The sequence below is a fragment of the Nonomuraea sp. NPDC049709 genome, from assembly GCF_040674815.1.
GTDB lineage: Bacteria > Actinomycetota > Actinomycetes > Streptosporangiales > Streptosporangiaceae > Nonomuraea.
Genome location: NZ_JBFANM010000038.1, coordinates 70,130 through 84,672, shown reverse-complemented (window position 1 = coordinate 84,672; position 14,543 = coordinate 70,130). Strand labels below are relative to the sequence as shown.

At 72.2% G+C, this 14,543-nt stretch carries 16 protein-coding genes; 7 read left to right on the top strand and 9 right to left on the bottom strand.

Going from position 1 to position 14,543, the window contains the following annotated elements:
* Window positions 1–370 precede the first annotated feature (370 nt).
* On the bottom strand, window positions 371–820 hold the full coding sequence (locus AB0J69_RS33745; RefSeq protein ID WP_364125684.1) for a hypothetical protein: 450 nt from the start codon (window positions 818–820) through the stop codon (window positions 371–373).
* Window positions 821–1,017: 197 nt separating this feature from the next.
* On the opposite strand from AB0J69_RS33745, the gene AB0J69_RS33740 reads away from it, so the two are divergent.
* Together AB0J69_RS33740 and AB0J69_RS33735 are read left to right on the top strand one after the other, a co-directional pair.
* A complete protein-coding gene (locus AB0J69_RS33740; protein WP_364125682.1) occupies window positions 1,018–1,506 on the top strand; it encodes a nuclear transport factor 2 family protein in 489 nt (162 codons plus the stop codon).
* 80 nt (window positions 1,507–1,586) lie between these two features.
* Complete coding sequence (locus AB0J69_RS33735) at window positions 1,587–3,065, top strand: Nramp family divalent metal transporter (protein ID WP_364125679.1); 1,479 nt, start codon at window positions 1,587–1,589, stop codon at window positions 3,063–3,065.
* Here AB0J69_RS33735 and AB0J69_RS33730 read toward each other — a convergent pair.
* The 3 genes from AB0J69_RS33730 to AB0J69_RS33720 all read right to left on the bottom strand — a co-directional run bounded on the left by AB0J69_RS33730 (window position 3,062) and on the right by AB0J69_RS33720 (window position 6,342).
* Entirely contained in the window at window positions 3,062–3,751 is a 690-nt protein-coding gene (locus tag AB0J69_RS33730; RefSeq protein ID WP_364125677.1) for a hypothetical protein, read from the bottom strand. The two genes, AB0J69_RS33735 and AB0J69_RS33730, sit on opposite strands and share 4 nt — an antisense overlap.
* Window positions 3,748–4,128: a hypothetical protein gene (locus AB0J69_RS33725; protein WP_364125674.1), complete on the bottom strand. Its 381-nt coding sequence runs from the start codon at window positions 4,126–4,128 to the stop codon at window positions 3,748–3,750. The genes AB0J69_RS33730 and AB0J69_RS33725 overlap by 4 nt, the downstream gene beginning before the upstream one ends.
* 126 nt (window positions 4,129–4,254) lie before the next feature.
* Window positions 4,255–6,342 (bottom strand): alpha/beta hydrolase-fold protein, encoded by a 2,088-nt coding sequence (locus tag AB0J69_RS33720; RefSeq protein WP_364125671.1) that lies wholly within the window; start codon window positions 6,340–6,342, stop codon window positions 4,255–4,257.
* 121 nt (window positions 6,343–6,463) lie between these two features.
* Here AB0J69_RS33720 and AB0J69_RS33715 point away from each other — a divergent pair, with 121 nt between their 5' ends.
* The 3 genes from AB0J69_RS33715 to AB0J69_RS33705 all read left to right on the top strand — a co-directional run bounded on the left by AB0J69_RS33715 (window position 6,464) and on the right by AB0J69_RS33705 (window position 8,916).
* Window positions 6,464–8,248, top strand: coding sequence for a DUF2264 domain-containing protein (locus AB0J69_RS33715; RefSeq protein ID WP_364125668.1), 1,785 nt, complete (start codon window positions 6,464–6,466; stop codon window positions 8,246–8,248).
* Between the two features lie 99 nt (window positions 8,249–8,347).
* A complete protein-coding gene (locus AB0J69_RS33710) occupies window positions 8,348–8,785 on the top strand; it encodes a hypothetical protein (RefSeq protein ID WP_364125665.1) in 438 nt (145 codons plus the stop codon).
* Entirely contained in the window at window positions 8,782–8,916 is a 135-nt protein-coding gene (locus tag AB0J69_RS33705; RefSeq protein ID WP_364125662.1) for a hypothetical protein, read from the top strand. The genes AB0J69_RS33710 and AB0J69_RS33705 overlap by 4 nt, the downstream gene beginning before the upstream one ends.
* A 34-nt stretch (window positions 8,917–8,950) precedes the next feature.
* Here the strand turns inward: AB0J69_RS33705 and AB0J69_RS33700 are convergent, their stop codons facing one another.
* The gene (locus tag AB0J69_RS33700; RefSeq protein WP_364125660.1) at window positions 8,951–9,910 is read right to left on the bottom strand and encodes a winged helix-turn-helix domain-containing protein; all 960 of its coding nucleotides are present in this window, start codon (window positions 9,908–9,910) and stop codon (window positions 8,951–8,953) included.
* Window positions 9,911–10,045: 135 nt separating this feature from the next.
* The gene (locus AB0J69_RS33695; RefSeq protein WP_364125658.1) at window positions 10,046–10,834 is read right to left on the bottom strand and encodes an SDR family oxidoreductase; all 789 of its coding nucleotides are present in this window, start codon (window positions 10,832–10,834) and stop codon (window positions 10,046–10,048) included.
* Window positions 10,835–10,982: 148 nt separating this feature from the next.
* Here AB0J69_RS33695 and AB0J69_RS33690 point away from each other — a divergent pair, with 148 nt between their 5' ends.
* Together AB0J69_RS33690 and AB0J69_RS33685 are read left to right on the top strand one after the other, a co-directional pair.
* A complete protein-coding gene (locus tag AB0J69_RS33690) occupies window positions 10,983–11,249 on the top strand; it encodes a hypothetical protein (protein WP_364125655.1) in 267 nt (88 codons plus the stop codon).
* Window positions 11,250–11,440: 191 nt separating this feature from the next.
* Window positions 11,441–11,728 (top strand): hypothetical protein, encoded by a 288-nt coding sequence (locus AB0J69_RS33685; protein ID WP_364125759.1) that lies wholly within the window; start codon window positions 11,441–11,443, stop codon window positions 11,726–11,728.
* Window positions 11,729–11,731: 3 nt separating this feature from the next.
* Here the strand turns inward: AB0J69_RS33685 and AB0J69_RS33680 are convergent, their stop codons facing one another.
* From AB0J69_RS33680 to AB0J69_RS33670, 3 genes are all read right to left on the bottom strand, one after another.
* The gene (locus AB0J69_RS33680) at window positions 11,732–12,184 is read right to left on the bottom strand and encodes a hypothetical protein (RefSeq protein WP_364125652.1); all 453 of its coding nucleotides are present in this window, start codon (window positions 12,182–12,184) and stop codon (window positions 11,732–11,734) included.
* A gap of 173 nt (window positions 12,185–12,357) precedes the next feature.
* Window positions 12,358–12,726 (bottom strand): hypothetical protein, encoded by a 369-nt coding sequence (locus tag AB0J69_RS33675; RefSeq protein ID WP_364125649.1) that lies wholly within the window; start codon window positions 12,724–12,726, stop codon window positions 12,358–12,360.
* 787 nt (window positions 12,727–13,513) lie between these two features.
* Window positions 13,514–14,515 (bottom strand): sporulation protein, encoded by a 1,002-nt coding sequence (locus tag AB0J69_RS33670; RefSeq protein ID WP_364125646.1) that lies wholly within the window; start codon window positions 14,513–14,515, stop codon window positions 13,514–13,516.
* Between the last annotated feature and the right edge of the window lie 28 nt (window positions 14,516–14,543).

The following is a 14,543-nucleotide window of genomic DNA, read 5'->3' as shown; positions in this document are numbered from 1 at the left end:
CGCGGTGGCGCGGTGGCGCGGTGGCGCGGTGGCGCGGTGGCGCGGTGGCGCGGTGGCGCGGTGGCGCGGTGGCGCGGTGGCGCGGTGGCGCGGTGCGGCGAGAACGCAGCGCTACCCGAAGACAGCGTGGGTCTAAGGCGGCGCGGTCCGAAAGGAGCGCGGCCCTCAAAGGGGCGTGGCCCGAGAAGGGGCGTGGCCCGAGAACGGCGCGAGGTGGAGGGGTCGTTGGTGGCGCGGTGGTGTTGGTGGAGGGGTGAGGAGGGGTCATGAATGGGTTGGTTGGCACGAGGGCCGGTCGGAGGTCCCGGGTCACCGTGGCAGTGTCCCGGGACCGAACCGGACTGATGTTCAGAGCCGGCCGTGCCGAGTCCTAGAACCGGTCAAACCAGGTGCCGGGCCAGCCGTAGCCACCCCAGCCGCGCGAGCCCCAGGCCCCGTGGGTGTGGTCGCCATAGGTTCCGACGCCCCAGTCATGGACCGGCCACACCTTGTCGGAGTGGTAGCCGTTGTCGTGCTCGTTGTCCCAGCCGCCGTTCCAGCCGTGGCCGTTCCAGGTGGTGTCGTGGTCGTGGCTGTCGTCGTGACTGGGCTTCCAGTCAGGCTTCCAGCTTTCTTCCTTCTTCTCGTCGCGCTTGCCCTGGCAGGCATCCGCTTCGCGGCGGCCGGCGAAGACGCCCCAGGCGTCGATGCGCAGCGAGTGCGTCATGTCCGCCACGCTCAGGTCGCAGTGGGCCGTACCGGCACTGGCCGGCGTGGCCATCGCGATGAACGTGGCGGCGGTGGCGAGCGCGCCACCTGCCGCTATGAGCTTACCTTTCATGATCTCCCCCTGTAGTCACCTTGTGACAACAGTTCATCACTGTACGTAGTCGCTCCCGGAACGTCGCGTAACGCCACGCCCGGAACGTCTCGCCCCTTTGTCGGTCCCGCCCCGATGCGGGGTTCATGGGGCCATAGCCATCGGTTATGGCCGCAGGTCTTGGACGTTTCCGGCGCCGGAAGCGGATCATCGTCGGCATGAGCACGCAGCCCTCCCGGCCCGCCCGTCCCCGTTCCGGCTCCGTCCCGACCCGGAGGTGGGTCGCGCTGCTCGCGGCCGTCCCGCTCCTGGCGGCGACCGCGTGCGTCGCCCCCGCCGCCGAGCCGCCGCCCGCACCCGCGCCCTCGGCAGCGCTCTCGACGCCGGCCGGGGTGACCGCGGCGGCGCGGGCGTACGTGGACGCCGTGAACGCGCGCGACCTCGACGCCCTCGTCGCCGCGTTCGCCTCCGACGCCGAGATCGTCGACGTCTCCCGGAGCATCCGGGGACACGACGCCATCCGGGAGTGGGCGGGCAACGAGGTGATCGGCGGGACGCTGCGGGTCGTCTCGATCGCCGAGAACCGGGCGGACGGGCAGAAGCTGCTGGTCCACTGGGCTCCGGCGGGCTCCGGCGGGTGGCGGGCGCACTACGACTTCACGGTCCGGGACGGGCGCGTGGTCCGGGCCGACCTCCAGTACGCCTGATCAGGAGCTCCCGGTGTGCGGCAATTGGGTCTTGTAGCGGCCGCCCTTCGGGATCACCCTGAACGGCAGGAGGCAGTGACATGTCGCACCCACTCGGAGTCAGCCGTCCGGATCTCGAAGTCACCGACCTGCCCACGCCGGAGGAGGTCTTCAAGGTCTCCAAGATCGGCCCCAAGGAACTGTTCAAATACGCCGTCGGCCCGAGCCTGATCGCCCTGGGCATCTCGATCGGCAGCGGTGAATGGCTACTCGGCCCCCTCAATGTGGGGCAGTACGGATTTGTCGGCGTCGGCTGGGTCATCCTGGTGTCGGCCCTGCTGCAGACGTTCTACAACGTCGAATGCTCCCGCTACGTCCTCGCGACCGGCGAGACGCCGGTGGTCGGCTGGGGGCGGGTGCCGCCGGGCTGGCCCCTGTGGGTGCCCCTGTCGGTCCTCATCGTGATCTTCGCGTTCATCGCGGGCGGCTGGGCCGCGTCGGCGGGGCAGGGCGTGTACGCGCTGGTCCACGGCGTACCACCGGCGGCCACGGACGCCGAGCCGCGCTGGTGGGCCATCGGCCTGCTGGTGCTGGTCTTCCTCATCTGCGCCGCCGCCCGCCGGATCAGCCGCGCCCTGGAGCTGGCCAACTGGGTGATGGTCGGCACCATCCTGCTCGCCCTGCTGGCCGTGGACCTGCTCGTCGTGCCGTTCAGCCAGTGGTGGGAGGGCATCCGCGGTTTCGTGACCCCGGCCGCCCCGCCCGCCGGCATCACCGCGACCCAGCTCGGCGCCCTGGCCGGGTTCACCGCGCTGGCCTCCGGCCTGAACTGGTACGTCATGGGCCACTACCGCGACAAGGGCTACGGCATGGGCCATCGCGTCGGTTACATCTCGGGCCTGCGCGGCGATCGGCGCCCGATCATGGCCAGCGGCGTCACCTTCCCCGACAACGAGCTCAACCGGGGCCTGTGGCGACGCTGGTACCGGCTGCTCATGGTGGACATGTGGGGCGTGTTCTTCGTCGGCGCCATCCTCGGCATGCTGCTGCCCACGATCCTCATGGCCCAGGCGGTCACGCTGGCGGGCGAGAAGCCCACCCGGGCGAACGTGCCGACGTTCGTGGCCAGCGCGCTCGGCGGTGAGTACGGCCGGGTGGTCTTCTACGTCGCGCTCGTGATGGGGGTGCTGATCCTGTTCTCCACGCAGCTCGGCATCTTCGAGGCGATGGTACGGGTGACGACGGACGCGGCCAACGCCACCAGCCCGCGCCTGCGCCGGCTGATCGAGGGCGACCCGCGCCGCTTCTACTACCCGTTCATGCTCCTGCTGCTGGTCATCATCTCGATCATCATCTTCCAGTCGCTGCCGGTGGGCCTGGTCGAATGGTCGGCCAACATGTCGAACCTGGGGGCGCTGCTGTATCCGTTCATGCTGATGTACCTGAACAGCAAGCTCCCGCGCCCGGCCCGCCCGCGCCCGTGGCACTACGTCATCCTCGTGCTCAACTTCCTGTTCTTCGGCTTCTTCTTCGTCAACTTCATCGCCGACTTCATCGGCGACCCGCTGGTGACGTTCTAGGCGCTCCCCCAGAGCCGGATGTCGGCCCGCACGTGGCCGCCGGCGGGCTCGCCGAGGACCAGGTACGCCAGGTCGCCGGCCCGGGTCAGCAGGCACAGCGGCTCCGCGGGCCCGGCCCGGTCCGCGGGGCCGCCGGTCTCCGGCGGGCTCGCGAGGCACTGGGCCGGTGTGGCGCCCACGCGGCTGCGGGTCATGTCCACGTAGGCGCCGGAGCCGTACGCGGAGAGGGCGAAGTCGGCGTCGTCCGCCTCGGCGGACCGGGGGCCCTGCCGGGTGAGCACCCAGAATCCAAGGAGCTTCCCGTCCGCCGGGAGCGGCAGGGACACCGTGCCGCGGTAGAGGAGCTGCCAGCCGGTGGTCCTCGGGTGCCGGCTCGCGGCCGTCGTGGCGGGGGCCGCGCCGATGGGGTCGGTGGACGGGGGGAGCCGGAACACGACGGTGCCCACGGCGACCGCCATCCCGGCCACCGCCACCGGGAGCAGGACCCGGTTGAACGTCATCGCCCAGTTCCGGCGCCCGCGGGGCGCGCGGGCGGGGGACGGCGGCAGGCCGAGGAGCGAGGCCCGGTAGCGCTGCCACAGGCTCAGGTCGCGGGACGGGCGCAGCGCCCGGTCGTCCGGCTCGAACGCCCTGGTGTCGATGAGGGCCTGCCAGTAGCGGCGGGCGAGGGAAGGCCGCTCCGTCATGGCGTCGCTTCCCGTGCCCTGTCCGGCGGCCCGTCCTGCGGCGCCGTCTCCGGGGCGGGGCGCAGGCCGCGCAGGGTGCCGACCTGGCGCAGCAGCGCGGGGGCGGAGGCGCCGACCGCGATGGCCGCCATGGTGCCGGTGATCTGGTCCCGGAACAGCAGGCACGCGGCCGCCCCGAGCCCCAGCCTGGTCACGGCCACGAGGGAGTCCGCGACCGGATCGAGGTATTCGTCCAGCCGCGGCAGCTTCGCGCCCCGCTTCTTCGCCCTGGCCTTCCTGCGGGCCTGCTGCCACGCCGTCAGCGAGCTCCACACGTACAGGACCTCGATGACCGCTCCCCCGACGGCGCCCAGCCCCGCGGCCGCCATCCAATCCACGACTCCGCCCCCCGGTTCCGGCTATCCGCCAAGCATGCTCAGGGTCGCGGTGACCGTGCGAGGGCTGCGGGGTCAGGTAGTGCTCACCTTCGAGGGGCAGGAGTGTGTCGCCGCGTCACCGGCCTCTCAGCTCGGCCGGGTGGTCAGGAAGACGTCGCCGTTGCCCGGAGCCTGCCCGCCCTCCGGCGTCCCGTACGTCAGGCCCGTGATCGCCACCTGGCCCGAGGCCGTCGTGGTGGCGTACAGGTTCGGCTCGGCGAACGGGTCGACGGCGTCGTCGCGGGCCGTACCGAGCTGGGCGGCGGCGCGCTGGGCGCCCTTGGCGTCCAGCCGGAGGGTCAGGACGTCCGCCCCGCCCGCCTGCACCCCGACGCGGCCCCGGGTGTAGCCGGCGACCGCCACTTCCCCGCCCGGCAGCGGCGTCACCGCGGCGCCCTCGTCGGCGGCCGGCGTGGCCAGGGTGTGCCGCCAGCGCTGCCTGCCCTGGGCGGTGTAGGCGACGGTGAGCGCGTCGCCCGCCGTGGCGCCCGTGGCGACGGCGAGGCCGGTGGTGGTGACCGTGACCGCGTTCAGCCGGTCGTCGCCCGATCCTCCGGCGGTGGTGGCCCACGTCCTGGTGCCGTCCGGGGTGTAGGCGGCGATCCAGGCGTCCAGGCCGCCGAGCGCGGTCGTGCCGGGCAGGGCGGCAGTGGCGCTGCCGGTCACGTAGAGGGTGGTGGCGTCCGCGGCGATGCCGTACGCCTTGTCCTCCCCGGGTCCTCCGTACTGGCGGATCCAGGACACCTCGCCGTCCAGGGTGAGGCGGGCGAGCAGGGCGTCCTTGTCGCCGCGGTTGGGGCCGTCGAGCGCGCCCTTGGTGTAGCCGGTCACGTACGCGCCCCCGTCGGGCGCGGCGGCCAGGCCGTACAGGCGGTCGGCCGCCTCCGGGGCGCCGAACTGGGTGATCCAGCGGACCGCGCCGCTCGCGTCGAGCCTGACCACGAACGCGTCGTCCGCGACGTTCCCGGCGTGGCGGCCGTCGAGGTCGCCCTTGGTGTAGCCGGCCGCGAGGACTCCCCCGTCCGGCAGGGGCGCGACGCCGTACAGGCGCTCGTCCGCCGCCGTGCCGAACTGCCTGGTCCAGCCCCCGGTACGGGTCACCACGGCGTCCAGCCGGCCCGCGTGCTCCTGGCCGCTCACGGGACCGCCGGCGGCGTACCCGATGGTCAGGGAACCGTCCGCGTGGGCCGCGACGCCGCCGGCCCAGTCGGTGGCGGGCGTGCCGTGCAACGGGGCGGGCAGCCCGGCCGGCGGGGTGACGCTCAGACCCGGGCCCAGCTCGGCCATGGCCTGCTCGAAGGCGGGGGCCCAGACCGTCCAGTCGTGGCCGCCGTCCATGACGCGGAGCTGGGCGGAGATCGCGGGCGAGCGCCTGGCGGCGTTGTACAGGACGGCGGACTCGAAGTCGATGTCGTGGCGGGCGTCGGCGGGGCCGGGGTTGGCGTACTCGTCGTCGCCGACCGCCACGAACAGCCGGACGGGCAGGTCCGGGTCCAGCTCCGGGAGCAGGGCCGGGTAGTTGAGCTCGCGGTAGACCTCGTCGGAGAACTTCTCGCCGCCGTCGCCGAACGCGCCGTGGTCGCGGGCCGAGGAGTCGGACGGGGGCAGCGGCGTGTAGACGGCCGGGCTCAGCACGGCGGCCGCGCCGAACAGGTCCTGGTGCGCGAGCGCGAACCGCAGCGCGCCCGCGCCGCCCATCGAGTAACCGCCGACCAGGCGGGCCTGCCGGATGGGCGCCGTACGGTACGTGGCGTCCACGTGCGCGACCAGGTCCCGGGTCAGCGCCGTCTCGACCGGCCGGCCGTCGGTGTGGCGGGAGTCCACGTACCAGTTGCCGCGCTCGTTCCACGGCGCGTCCGGCATGACGGCGATGACGGGCGGGATCCGCCTGGTCCGGATCATGTCGTCCAGCGTCGTCCGCACCCTGGTCCACGCCTGCATGGTGTCGCCCCGGCCGTGCAGGAGGTAGAGCACGGGGTGGCGGGCGGTGCCCCGGCCGTATCCGGCGGGGAGGTAGACGTTGTAGGCGATCTTCTCGCCCAAGGCGCTCGACGGGGCCTCGCCGGTGGTGAGGGTCCCGCCCGCCCGTACGTCCGTCTCGCCGGGCACGGCCTGCAGGCCGATCGCGGTCAGGACGGCTAACGCGCCGGCGGCGATCCATCGGGGAAAGGGCATCGACCGCTCCTGTAAACGTTTACCGTATGGGCCTGTTGTTTCGGGAGAGTTTCATGGGGTGTGGGAGGTCCTGTCAACCAGCTTCTTGTGGGATGCGGCCGTGGTGTGTTTCCTTGGCTTGGTGATCTCCCCCTACTCGGGCTGGACCAGGGAGCACTGGGCGGACCTGGCCGACCGGCTGCTCCTGTCGGCGCGTCCCTTCGCCTCCCCCTCCCACGCGCGCATCAGCTTCCCCGGTCCGCCCGGCGGCTACGGCCCGGACGTCGACGCCCTGGAGGGCTTCGCGCGGACGTTCCTCGCGGCCGGCTTCCGCGTCGCGGGCGAGGGCGGGCGCGACCCGCTCGGCCTCATGGAGTGGTACGCCGAGGGCATCGCCGCCGGCACCGACCCGCACTCCCCCGAGCGCTGGGTACGCCTGGACGAGCACGGCCAGGCCAAGGTGGAGGCCGCCTCCATCGCGCTCGTCCTGCACCTGACCAGGCCCTGGTTGTGGGACCGGCTGACGCCGCTGGTGCGGGAGCAGGTGGTGGACTATCTGGCGCCGGCGATCGGCTCGGACTACCCGCCGATCAACTGGGTCTGGTTCCAGATCGTCGTGGAGCAGTTCCTCGCCTCGGTCGGGGGGCCGTACGCGCAGGAGGACATCGACGCCGGGCTCGCCCTGGCCGCCGGCTTCGAGCGCGCGGACGGCTGGTACGCCGACGGTCCCGAGCGCGCCTACGACCACTACGCCGGCTGGGCGCTGCACTTCTACCCGCTGCTGTGGAGCGAGATGGCCGGGGTGGCGCCGGACCCGCGCTACCTGTCGCGCCTCGAACGCTTCCTGGACGACGCGGTCCACCTGGTCGGCGCCGACGGCTCGCCGCTGGTCCAGGGCCGCAGCCTCGCCTACCGCTTCGCCGCCGCCACGCCGTTCTGGGTCGGCGCCAGGGCAGGGGTGGGCTCGCCGGGGCTGCTGCGCCGGGCCGCGTCCGGCGTCGTGCGGCACTTCGCCGACCGTGGCGCGCCTGACGGCGACGGCCTGCTGACCCTGGGCTGGCACGGGCCCTGGCGGGCGATCGCGCAGGACTATTCGGGGCCCGGCTCGCCGTACTGGGCCGCGAAGGGGCTCTTCGGGCTGTCGCTGCCCGCCGATCACCCGGTGTGGACCGCGGTGGAGGAGCCGCTGCCGGTGGAGACGGGCGACTTCGCGCGGGTGGTACGCGCCCCCGGGTGGCTGGTGAGCGGCACGCGGGCGGACGGGATCGTCCGGGTCGTCAACCACGGCACCGACCACTCGCACCCGGGCTCCGACCTGGCCGACGCGCCCCTGTACGCGCGGCTGGGCTACTCCACGGCCACCTTCCCGGTGCTGTCCGGCGACCCGCTGGACCAGTCGGTCGTGGTCCTGGACGGGGAGGGACGGGCCAGCCACCGGACCGGGTTCACCTCCGGGCCGGTGCGCGCGCTGCCGTCGGGCACTCTGGCCGGCTCGTCCCGGTGGCGGGCGCACTGGGGCGAGCAGGGCCCCGGGCCCGACCACGGCTACGCCCGGGCGGGCGCGGAGATGCGGCACGGGCCCGAGCTGGAGGTGGTCTCCGCCGTACGCGGGGCGTGGGAGGTACGGTTCGTCCGGCTGACCGGGGAGCCCGGCAGGCTGCGGGTGGGCGGCTGGCCGTCACCCGAGGGCGGTGCCGTCACCCGCGTGGTCGGCGGGCCGGGGCTGACGGAGTCCGGCACGGCCGTGGCCGCCACCCCGCTGGGCGAGCGCACGCTGGTCCCGTGGTGCGCGACGCCGGGCGCGGCCGAGCCGGGCCGCTGGTACGCCGCCGCGCTGCTGCTCGGGCACGGCGAGGCGGCGCCGTCGGTCGAGGACGGGAAGATCAGCTGGCCGGACGGGACGATCGACGACGTTCCCACCGCCTGATCGGCGTCCCTTCCACGTTCGTCGAAATGATCTCTGGTCATGATCTCCCGTTGTTGGCTTGGCCGGCGTCTCGATCAGCTAATCGGAGGGAAACACGTCATGGCCTTGCCGTTCGGCCGCATGACCCGCCCCGTCGGCCTCGGGCTCGCGGTGGCCCTGGGCGCGACACTGTCACTCGGCGCCGTCGCCGGCCAGGCCACCGCCGAGACCTCGGCCACGAGCGTGGCCGCTCAGCGGGTGAAGGTCTATGAGCTGGTGACGAAGGACGGCGGGTTCTTCTACACCGCCAGCGAGTCGGAGAAGCAGCACGCGATCGCCGAGCACGGCTGGTCGACGACCCAGACGCCGCTCTACTACCTCTCGCCGGCCCCGTTCGCCGGGGGCAAGCCGCTCTACCGGCTGCGCTGGCAGAAGAAGGCGTCCTACATCGTCACCGCCTCCGTGGCGGAGCGGGAGCGCCTGGTGACCTCGGCCAACTTCCGCTACGACGGCATCCTGGGCTACGCGCCCGGCACGGCGGGCGCCGGTGCGACGTGAAGGTGTTCCGCCTGTCGAACAACAACAGGTGGCGCCTGGCGATCGAGTCGCACACCCAGAAGATCCTGGCGAACGAGCCGGGCTGGAGGCTCGACGGCCCCCTCCTCCACCAGTTCAGCCAGGGGCGCTGAGCGGTGTGAGGGAGGGCGCCCCGCTCGCCCTCCCTCACGACCGGCGGAACAGCTCCAGCAACTCCTCGGCCCGGTGGGTGCGGCCCACCCACACCTCGCGCCCGCGGCGCTCCCTGGTGATGAGCCGCGCGGCCCGCAGCCGGTCGCAGTGGTAGGTGATGCTGCTGGGCGCGATCTTCAGGTCCGCGGCCAGCATGCTCATGGTCATCGGCCGGCCGATCGCGCACAGCAGCCCGGCGCGCACCGGGCCCATCAGCGCCGACAGCTCGTCGTGCGCAGGCTCGGCGGGCCGGCTCCACAGCGTCTCCGCGCCGGGCACCGGGTACGCGATCCAGACGGCCTCCTCGTTGTCGAGGCTGACGATGACCGCGTCCTTGCCGGCCAGCATCGGGACCAGGACGATCCGCCGGTCGCCCAGGTCGTACGCGCTGGCCTCGACGTCGGCGATGAGCAGCCCGCTCCCGCCGTGCACGATGCGCTGGTTGAGCGCGCCGAGCAGCAGCTCGGGACCACCGCGGACGCTCGCGACCCCCACCCGCCGCACCTCCCTGTCCAGCAGGGCGCGGGCGCGCTTCCACAGGGGTTCCACGGTGCTCCAGACGTCGGCGAGGGCGCCGGCGTAGCCGTGGAACCAGCTCGCGGGCCGCTCGGCGGCCGAGCGCCAGTGGGCGGGCAGCGTGCCCGGGCCGAACGCCTGCTCCAGATCCGTGATCAGGCGGTCGGGCGGCAGCTCGTGCAGCGCGCTGACCTGGGCTTCGACGGAGACGTCGGCTCCTACGGGGGTGAGGGGGACGAGGCTGTCGGGGACCACGGAGTAGCCGGGGGCGGCGAGCGGGCGTACCGCCTGGTGTCCTGGCCGGCCGACGCGCGAGCCGACGGCCGCGCGCCACGGCTCGGGCAGGCCGCGGCGGCGGCCCGCGAGAGCGTCGGCGATCACCGCCAGGGCCGTGAGGTGCGGGGAGATCGAGATGGACAGCTGAGGCGTGGAGGTCATACGCAACTCGCTCCACACAGTCGTGCTGATTACGTCGGCTCCTTGAGGTCGACTCGATCGGGCAGTGAGTCAACCTATTCCTGGGGCTTTCTCCTGACTTACAGTCCGATTGCACGGTTGCGAAGAATGCTCGGATTACCTCAGGTCGGGCAGGCCGAGGTCGAGGTTGGGCTGCTCGATGCCGCCGTCCACCTGCAGCACCGTGCCCGTCACGTACCGGGCGGCCGGGGAGGACAGGTAGAGGACGGCGGCCGCGACGTCCTCGGGCTCCCCGATCCGGCGCAGCGGCGTGGCCTGCTCCATGCGGGTGCGCAGGCCCTCGTCCTTCATGACGATGTCCAGGGCGGAGGTGGCGACCGCGCCGACGGCGACCGCGTTGACGCGTACGCGGGGCGCCAGATCCTGTGCGGCCAGCCGCGTGTAGTGGGCGACCGCGGCCTTGGCGGTGCCGTACGCCAGGTATCCGCGGGCGGACAGGCGGCCCATGGCGGAGGAGATGTTCACGACCGCGCCACCGGTCTCGAGCAGGTGGGGCACGGCGGCCCTGGTCAGCTCGTGCATGATGCCGACGTTGAACTGGAACGCGTTCTGCAGATGCGCCCCGCGGGTGTCCAGGAAGGCCCGGGGCAGCGCCCCGCCCACGTTGTTGACCACCACGTCCAGCCGCCCGAACGCCTGCGCGGCCCGCTCGGCGAGCGCCTCGGCGGCGCCCGGCTCGGCCAGGTCGGCCGGAACGATCAAGGCCCGCCTGCCCGCCTTCTCCACCTGGTCCGCGACCGCGCGGAGCTGCTCCTCGGTACGGGCGCAGAGCGCCACGTCCGCTCCCGCCTGCGCGAGCGCGATCGCGGTGGCGGCGCCGATGCCCCGGCCCGCTCCGGTGACGACGGCGGCGGCTCCGGGAATCTGGAATCGGTCCAGGATCATGCCGCCAGCCTAGGGATGAACTGCAACGTGTTTCAATACGCCGGCCTCGCCATGACGAGAGCGGCCGCGATCTGCCCGACTTTGGGGCGATATATGGTCATATTTGTGTTGCGCGTTATGGCGGAGTCGACGCCCTCCGCACGGCTGCGTGCCGATGTCTGAGCGGCGGCACGCTCCGGCCGTGCTGCTGGCCCATCCGGCACTCACGCAGGTGGTGACGTTCGTGCTGCGGCCGACGATGTCGTACCGGGCGATCGAGCTGGACGTGCCGGCGGCGTGGCTGGGCGTGCTGGGCGCGAGCTTCGCGATCGCGCCGCTGCTGGTGGCCCTGCCGGCCGGGCACGTGGCCGACCGGTACGGCGAGCGGCGCGTCGCCGTTGCTAGAAGAGGCCCGTCACCCGCGGAAACGCGGTGACGGGCCTCTCTCGTTGTGTCCGACTCCATGGCCGTCAACGGTGCTCTACGGGTGCTCGCGTCGTATGCGCGTCGGCGTTCAGTCGGCCTCACGTGGGCGCTTCAGCGCCTCGGCGATGAGCTTCCGGGCGAAGTCGTCTTGCCCGGCGACGCACTTCGCGTAGACCCGTAGGAGCACGTTGACGCCATGCCCTGCCCACTCGACGACCTGAGGGGCCGGAACCAACATCGCCGGCGCCGAGGAGGGCTACCCGCCCACCCGGCACCTGGACGCCTTCGAGTACCTGCAATCGCCTGATGAGCGGCACCTCGATGACCCGCGAACTCGCCCTGCTCGCCGACGCCTTCGGCTACGGCCTGCCAGACTTCCGCGGGTTCGCCATCAACGCGATGAAGTCCGCCTTCATCCCCTTCGACGAACGCCTGGCCATCATCGGCAACGTCATCAAGTCCTGGTACGCCGACCAGCGGAAAGCCTGAGCGTCAGCGACCCGGGTGTACGTACTGGTTGGATCGGGGCGTGCTGAGGTCGTAAACCCACTGGCTGATCCCGCCTGGGTCGCGGACGGACACCTCCAGGTAGACCTTCGATATGGACTTGGAGCCGGTGCGCGTGAGGTTTCCGAAGTTGGTGCCGTCGTCGCCGCAGCCATTGGTGTCCGACTTCCAGGCGCTGGACCCGTCCGTTCCGTCGGTGTGTTCCCAGTGAAACCGGGCCCGCACCGGAAGGTTGTCGCCGGGACAGATGTCGCGCACCGTGAAGTTCCGAAAGACGACCTTCGTCCGACTGACGAAGTCGACGGTCGCCCGGACGGACCCGCCACCGTGGCCGCGGAAGGGGTCCACGCGGGCGGAGGACACTCCGTCTCTCGCCTGCGCCGGGCTTGCCACCAGCAGTCCGCTCAATACTGCGATGCCCAGCGCGGCGCCCAGCATGCGTGTCTTCAACAGTCCTCCAGCAAGAGATGTTTCGGTTGGTTCGGTTGGCCGTGGAGCGTGCGCTTCAGCCCTCCCGCGTGGCCGGTGCGGGGGGAGATGTGCGAGGTGTCGCCTCGTGGCGGATCGCGACGAAGAGCGGCGATCGATGGTGCGGGGGCCCTGTCTGGGCGTCAGGTCTGGAAGGTGAACGTCCCGCGCAGGACGGTGTCGCGCCCGCTCCAGTAGCTCTCGTGGACGGCCCGGTAGGTGACGTTGTCGAAGGCGGGGAGCACCGCGCAGGTGGCGCCGGGGTGGCGGATGTTGTCGTCTCTGATGACGATGGGCTTTCCGATCACGCCCGGGCGGGTCAGGGTCACCTCCACCCAGGCCGTCCCTGTGGTGTCATCGGCCCGGACGCACAGCTCGTTGGCAGGGTCGGCGTAGCGGACGATCCCGTCGCCGACATCCCGTTGGAAACTCGCCGCCAAGGCCGGTTGCGCGAGAATGACGCTCGCCACCGCGACAGCGACGCCGACGGTGACCGTTTTGAGCGGGTTCATCGTTCTTCCTTCTCTCGGACGAAGATCAGCCCGCCGGAGCGCCTGGTGCCAGGGGATGGAATACGGCCTCTGACGAGGCTTCTGACATGAGCGATCCCGGCGGCCCGAGGTGCACCGGAGTGATCGTCGCACTCGCCGGCAGCAGCGTGGAATACGTCGGGAATACGCCTGGTCTATCCGGCATCGAGAGATGACTTCGGGCGGAACCCCTGTGCCGGGGGCGCCTGCCTTCGCTGTGATGCTGAAGGAGTTGAGGGGGCGACGATCAGCGGCCAGATGCGCCGGCAACCCAGCTGATCGTCAGAATGCGTCCACGGGTGCGGCACCTCCAGTGCGAGCGCACTGCTCAAAGGTGAGCCGAGACGTCTCGCGCGTCGTATGCGCGTCGCCATGACAGGCCGGCAAGCCGTGCAAGAGGAATCTCCGCAGGTCAAGCCCTACGCGATGGCCCGGTAGACAGTGCTCTGTAAAAGCGCTTGAGCGGTTCGAGTCCCGCCTGCGTCTCTCGGCTCGTAGCTCAATTGGGCAGAGCGGCGGTCTCCTCAACCGCGTCTAGGCATCGCGACCCGCGGCGAAGCACAGCACGGCACGGACGGCGGCCCAGCGCCCAGCGTGGTGCAACCCGCAGCGCGGAGGGGTTGCGATCCGCGCCACAGCACGGCGCGGCGGCCCGGCGGCCGACGCGGTGTGAGCCGCGGCGCGGAGTGGTGCGGGCGGCGGGTTGCGGAGCGTCGGTGCCGGGCCGTGGCCGGGGAGTCAGCGGCGGGCTGGGGCCGTCAGGGGTGGGTCACCACTCGTCGCCGCCGCCCTCGTCGCCCTCGAAGAACTCCTCGACGACCTCCTCGACCACCTCGCCGGCCACGAGGCCGCCCACCACGCCGGCGGCGCCGGCCGCGGCCACCATGCCCAGGCCCGGCCCGCCGTGGTGACCGCCGTGGTGACCTGCGTGGTGACCTGCGTGGTGACCTCCGTGATGCCCGCCGTGGTGGTCACCGAAGTGAGCGTGGTGGCCCGGCGCCGAGTACTGGGACAGGCCGTCGAGCCAGCGGCCGAGCTCCGCGGCCCAGTCGGTACGCAGGGCGTCGTCGTGGCTGACGTGGAAGCGGCCGATGGCGTCGCTGGAGGAGTAGCGGCCGCTGCGCTTGTCGGCCTCCAGGACGACCGCCAGCCCGGCGGGGTCGGCCACGAAGGTCACCTCGATCTCGCCCACCAGCCCGGCGTACCGGCCGGACGGGTAGAACTCGATCTCCTGGTAGAACGGCAGCTCCTGCCGCACCCCGTACAGGTGCCCGGCCTCCAGGTCGGCCGACTTGAAGCCGAACCCGAGCTGCAGGAGCGCCTCCAGGATCCGCAGCTGCGACGGCAGCGGCTCGATCGCCACCATGTCCAGGTCGCCCTTGTCGACGGCCTTGGCGATGGCCAGCTCGGTGCGTACGCCCACCGCCATGCCGGTCAGCGGCTGCCCGCCGATCTCGCTGATCGGCGACTCCCACGGGACCGGGATCCGGAAGTCGACGGTGCGCTCCTCGCCCTTGCGCAGCGTGAAGGGGCCGGACACGCGGGCGCTGGAGAACTGGCTGAGCCCCGCCGCCTCGCCGCCGCCGTGCTCGATCTCCACCCGGGCCACCAGGCCGAGGGTGATGTGCTCGATCTCGGCGTCGAAGTCGCCGCCCTTGAGCCGTACCTCGCCCTCCAGCGTGCCGCCCGGCCGGGTACGCGGGGTGGGCAGAACGGTGTCCACCGAGGGAGCGCCCACGCCGAACGCACCCAGCATCCTCTTGAAGACCACGGCTCTGTTCTCCTGTCGAAAAGTCGAA

Bases quoted from the DNA above. Each gene is read 5' to 3' on its own strand.
- AB0J69_RS33745 (WP_364125684.1), bottom strand. From the start codon at position 820: ATGAAAGGTAAGCTCATAGCGGCAGGTGGCGCGCTCGCCACCGCCGCC.
- AB0J69_RS33740 (WP_364125682.1), top strand. From the start codon at position 1,018: ATGAGCACGCAGCCCTCCCGGCCCGCCCGTCCCCGTTCCGGCTCCGTC.
- AB0J69_RS33735 (WP_364125679.1), top strand. From the start codon at position 1,587: ATGTCGCACCCACTCGGAGTCAGCCGTCCGGATCTCGAAGTCACCGAC.
- AB0J69_RS33730 (WP_364125677.1), bottom strand. From the start codon at position 3,751: ATGACGGAGCGGCCTTCCCTCGCCCGCCGCTACTGGCAGGCCCTCATC.
- AB0J69_RS33720 (WP_364125671.1), bottom strand. From the start codon at position 6,342: ATGCCCTTTCCCCGATGGATCGCCGCCGGCGCGTTAGCCGTCCTGACC.
- AB0J69_RS33710 (WP_364125665.1), top strand. From the start codon at position 8,348: ATGGCCTTGCCGTTCGGCCGCATGACCCGCCCCGTCGGCCTCGGGCTC.
- AB0J69_RS33700 (WP_364125660.1), bottom strand. From the start codon at position 9,910: ATGACCTCCACGCCTCAGCTGTCCATCTCGATCTCCCCGCACCTCACG.
- AB0J69_RS33695 (WP_364125658.1), bottom strand. From the start codon at position 10,834: ATGATCCTGGACCGATTCCAGATTCCCGGAGCCGCCGCCGTCGTCACC.
- AB0J69_RS33680 (WP_364125652.1), bottom strand. From the start codon at position 12,184: ATGCTGGGCGCCGCGCTGGGCATCGCAGTATTGAGCGGACTGCTGGTG.
- AB0J69_RS33675 (WP_364125649.1), bottom strand. From the start codon at position 12,726: ATGAACCCGCTCAAAACGGTCACCGTCGGCGTCGCTGTCGCGGTGGCG.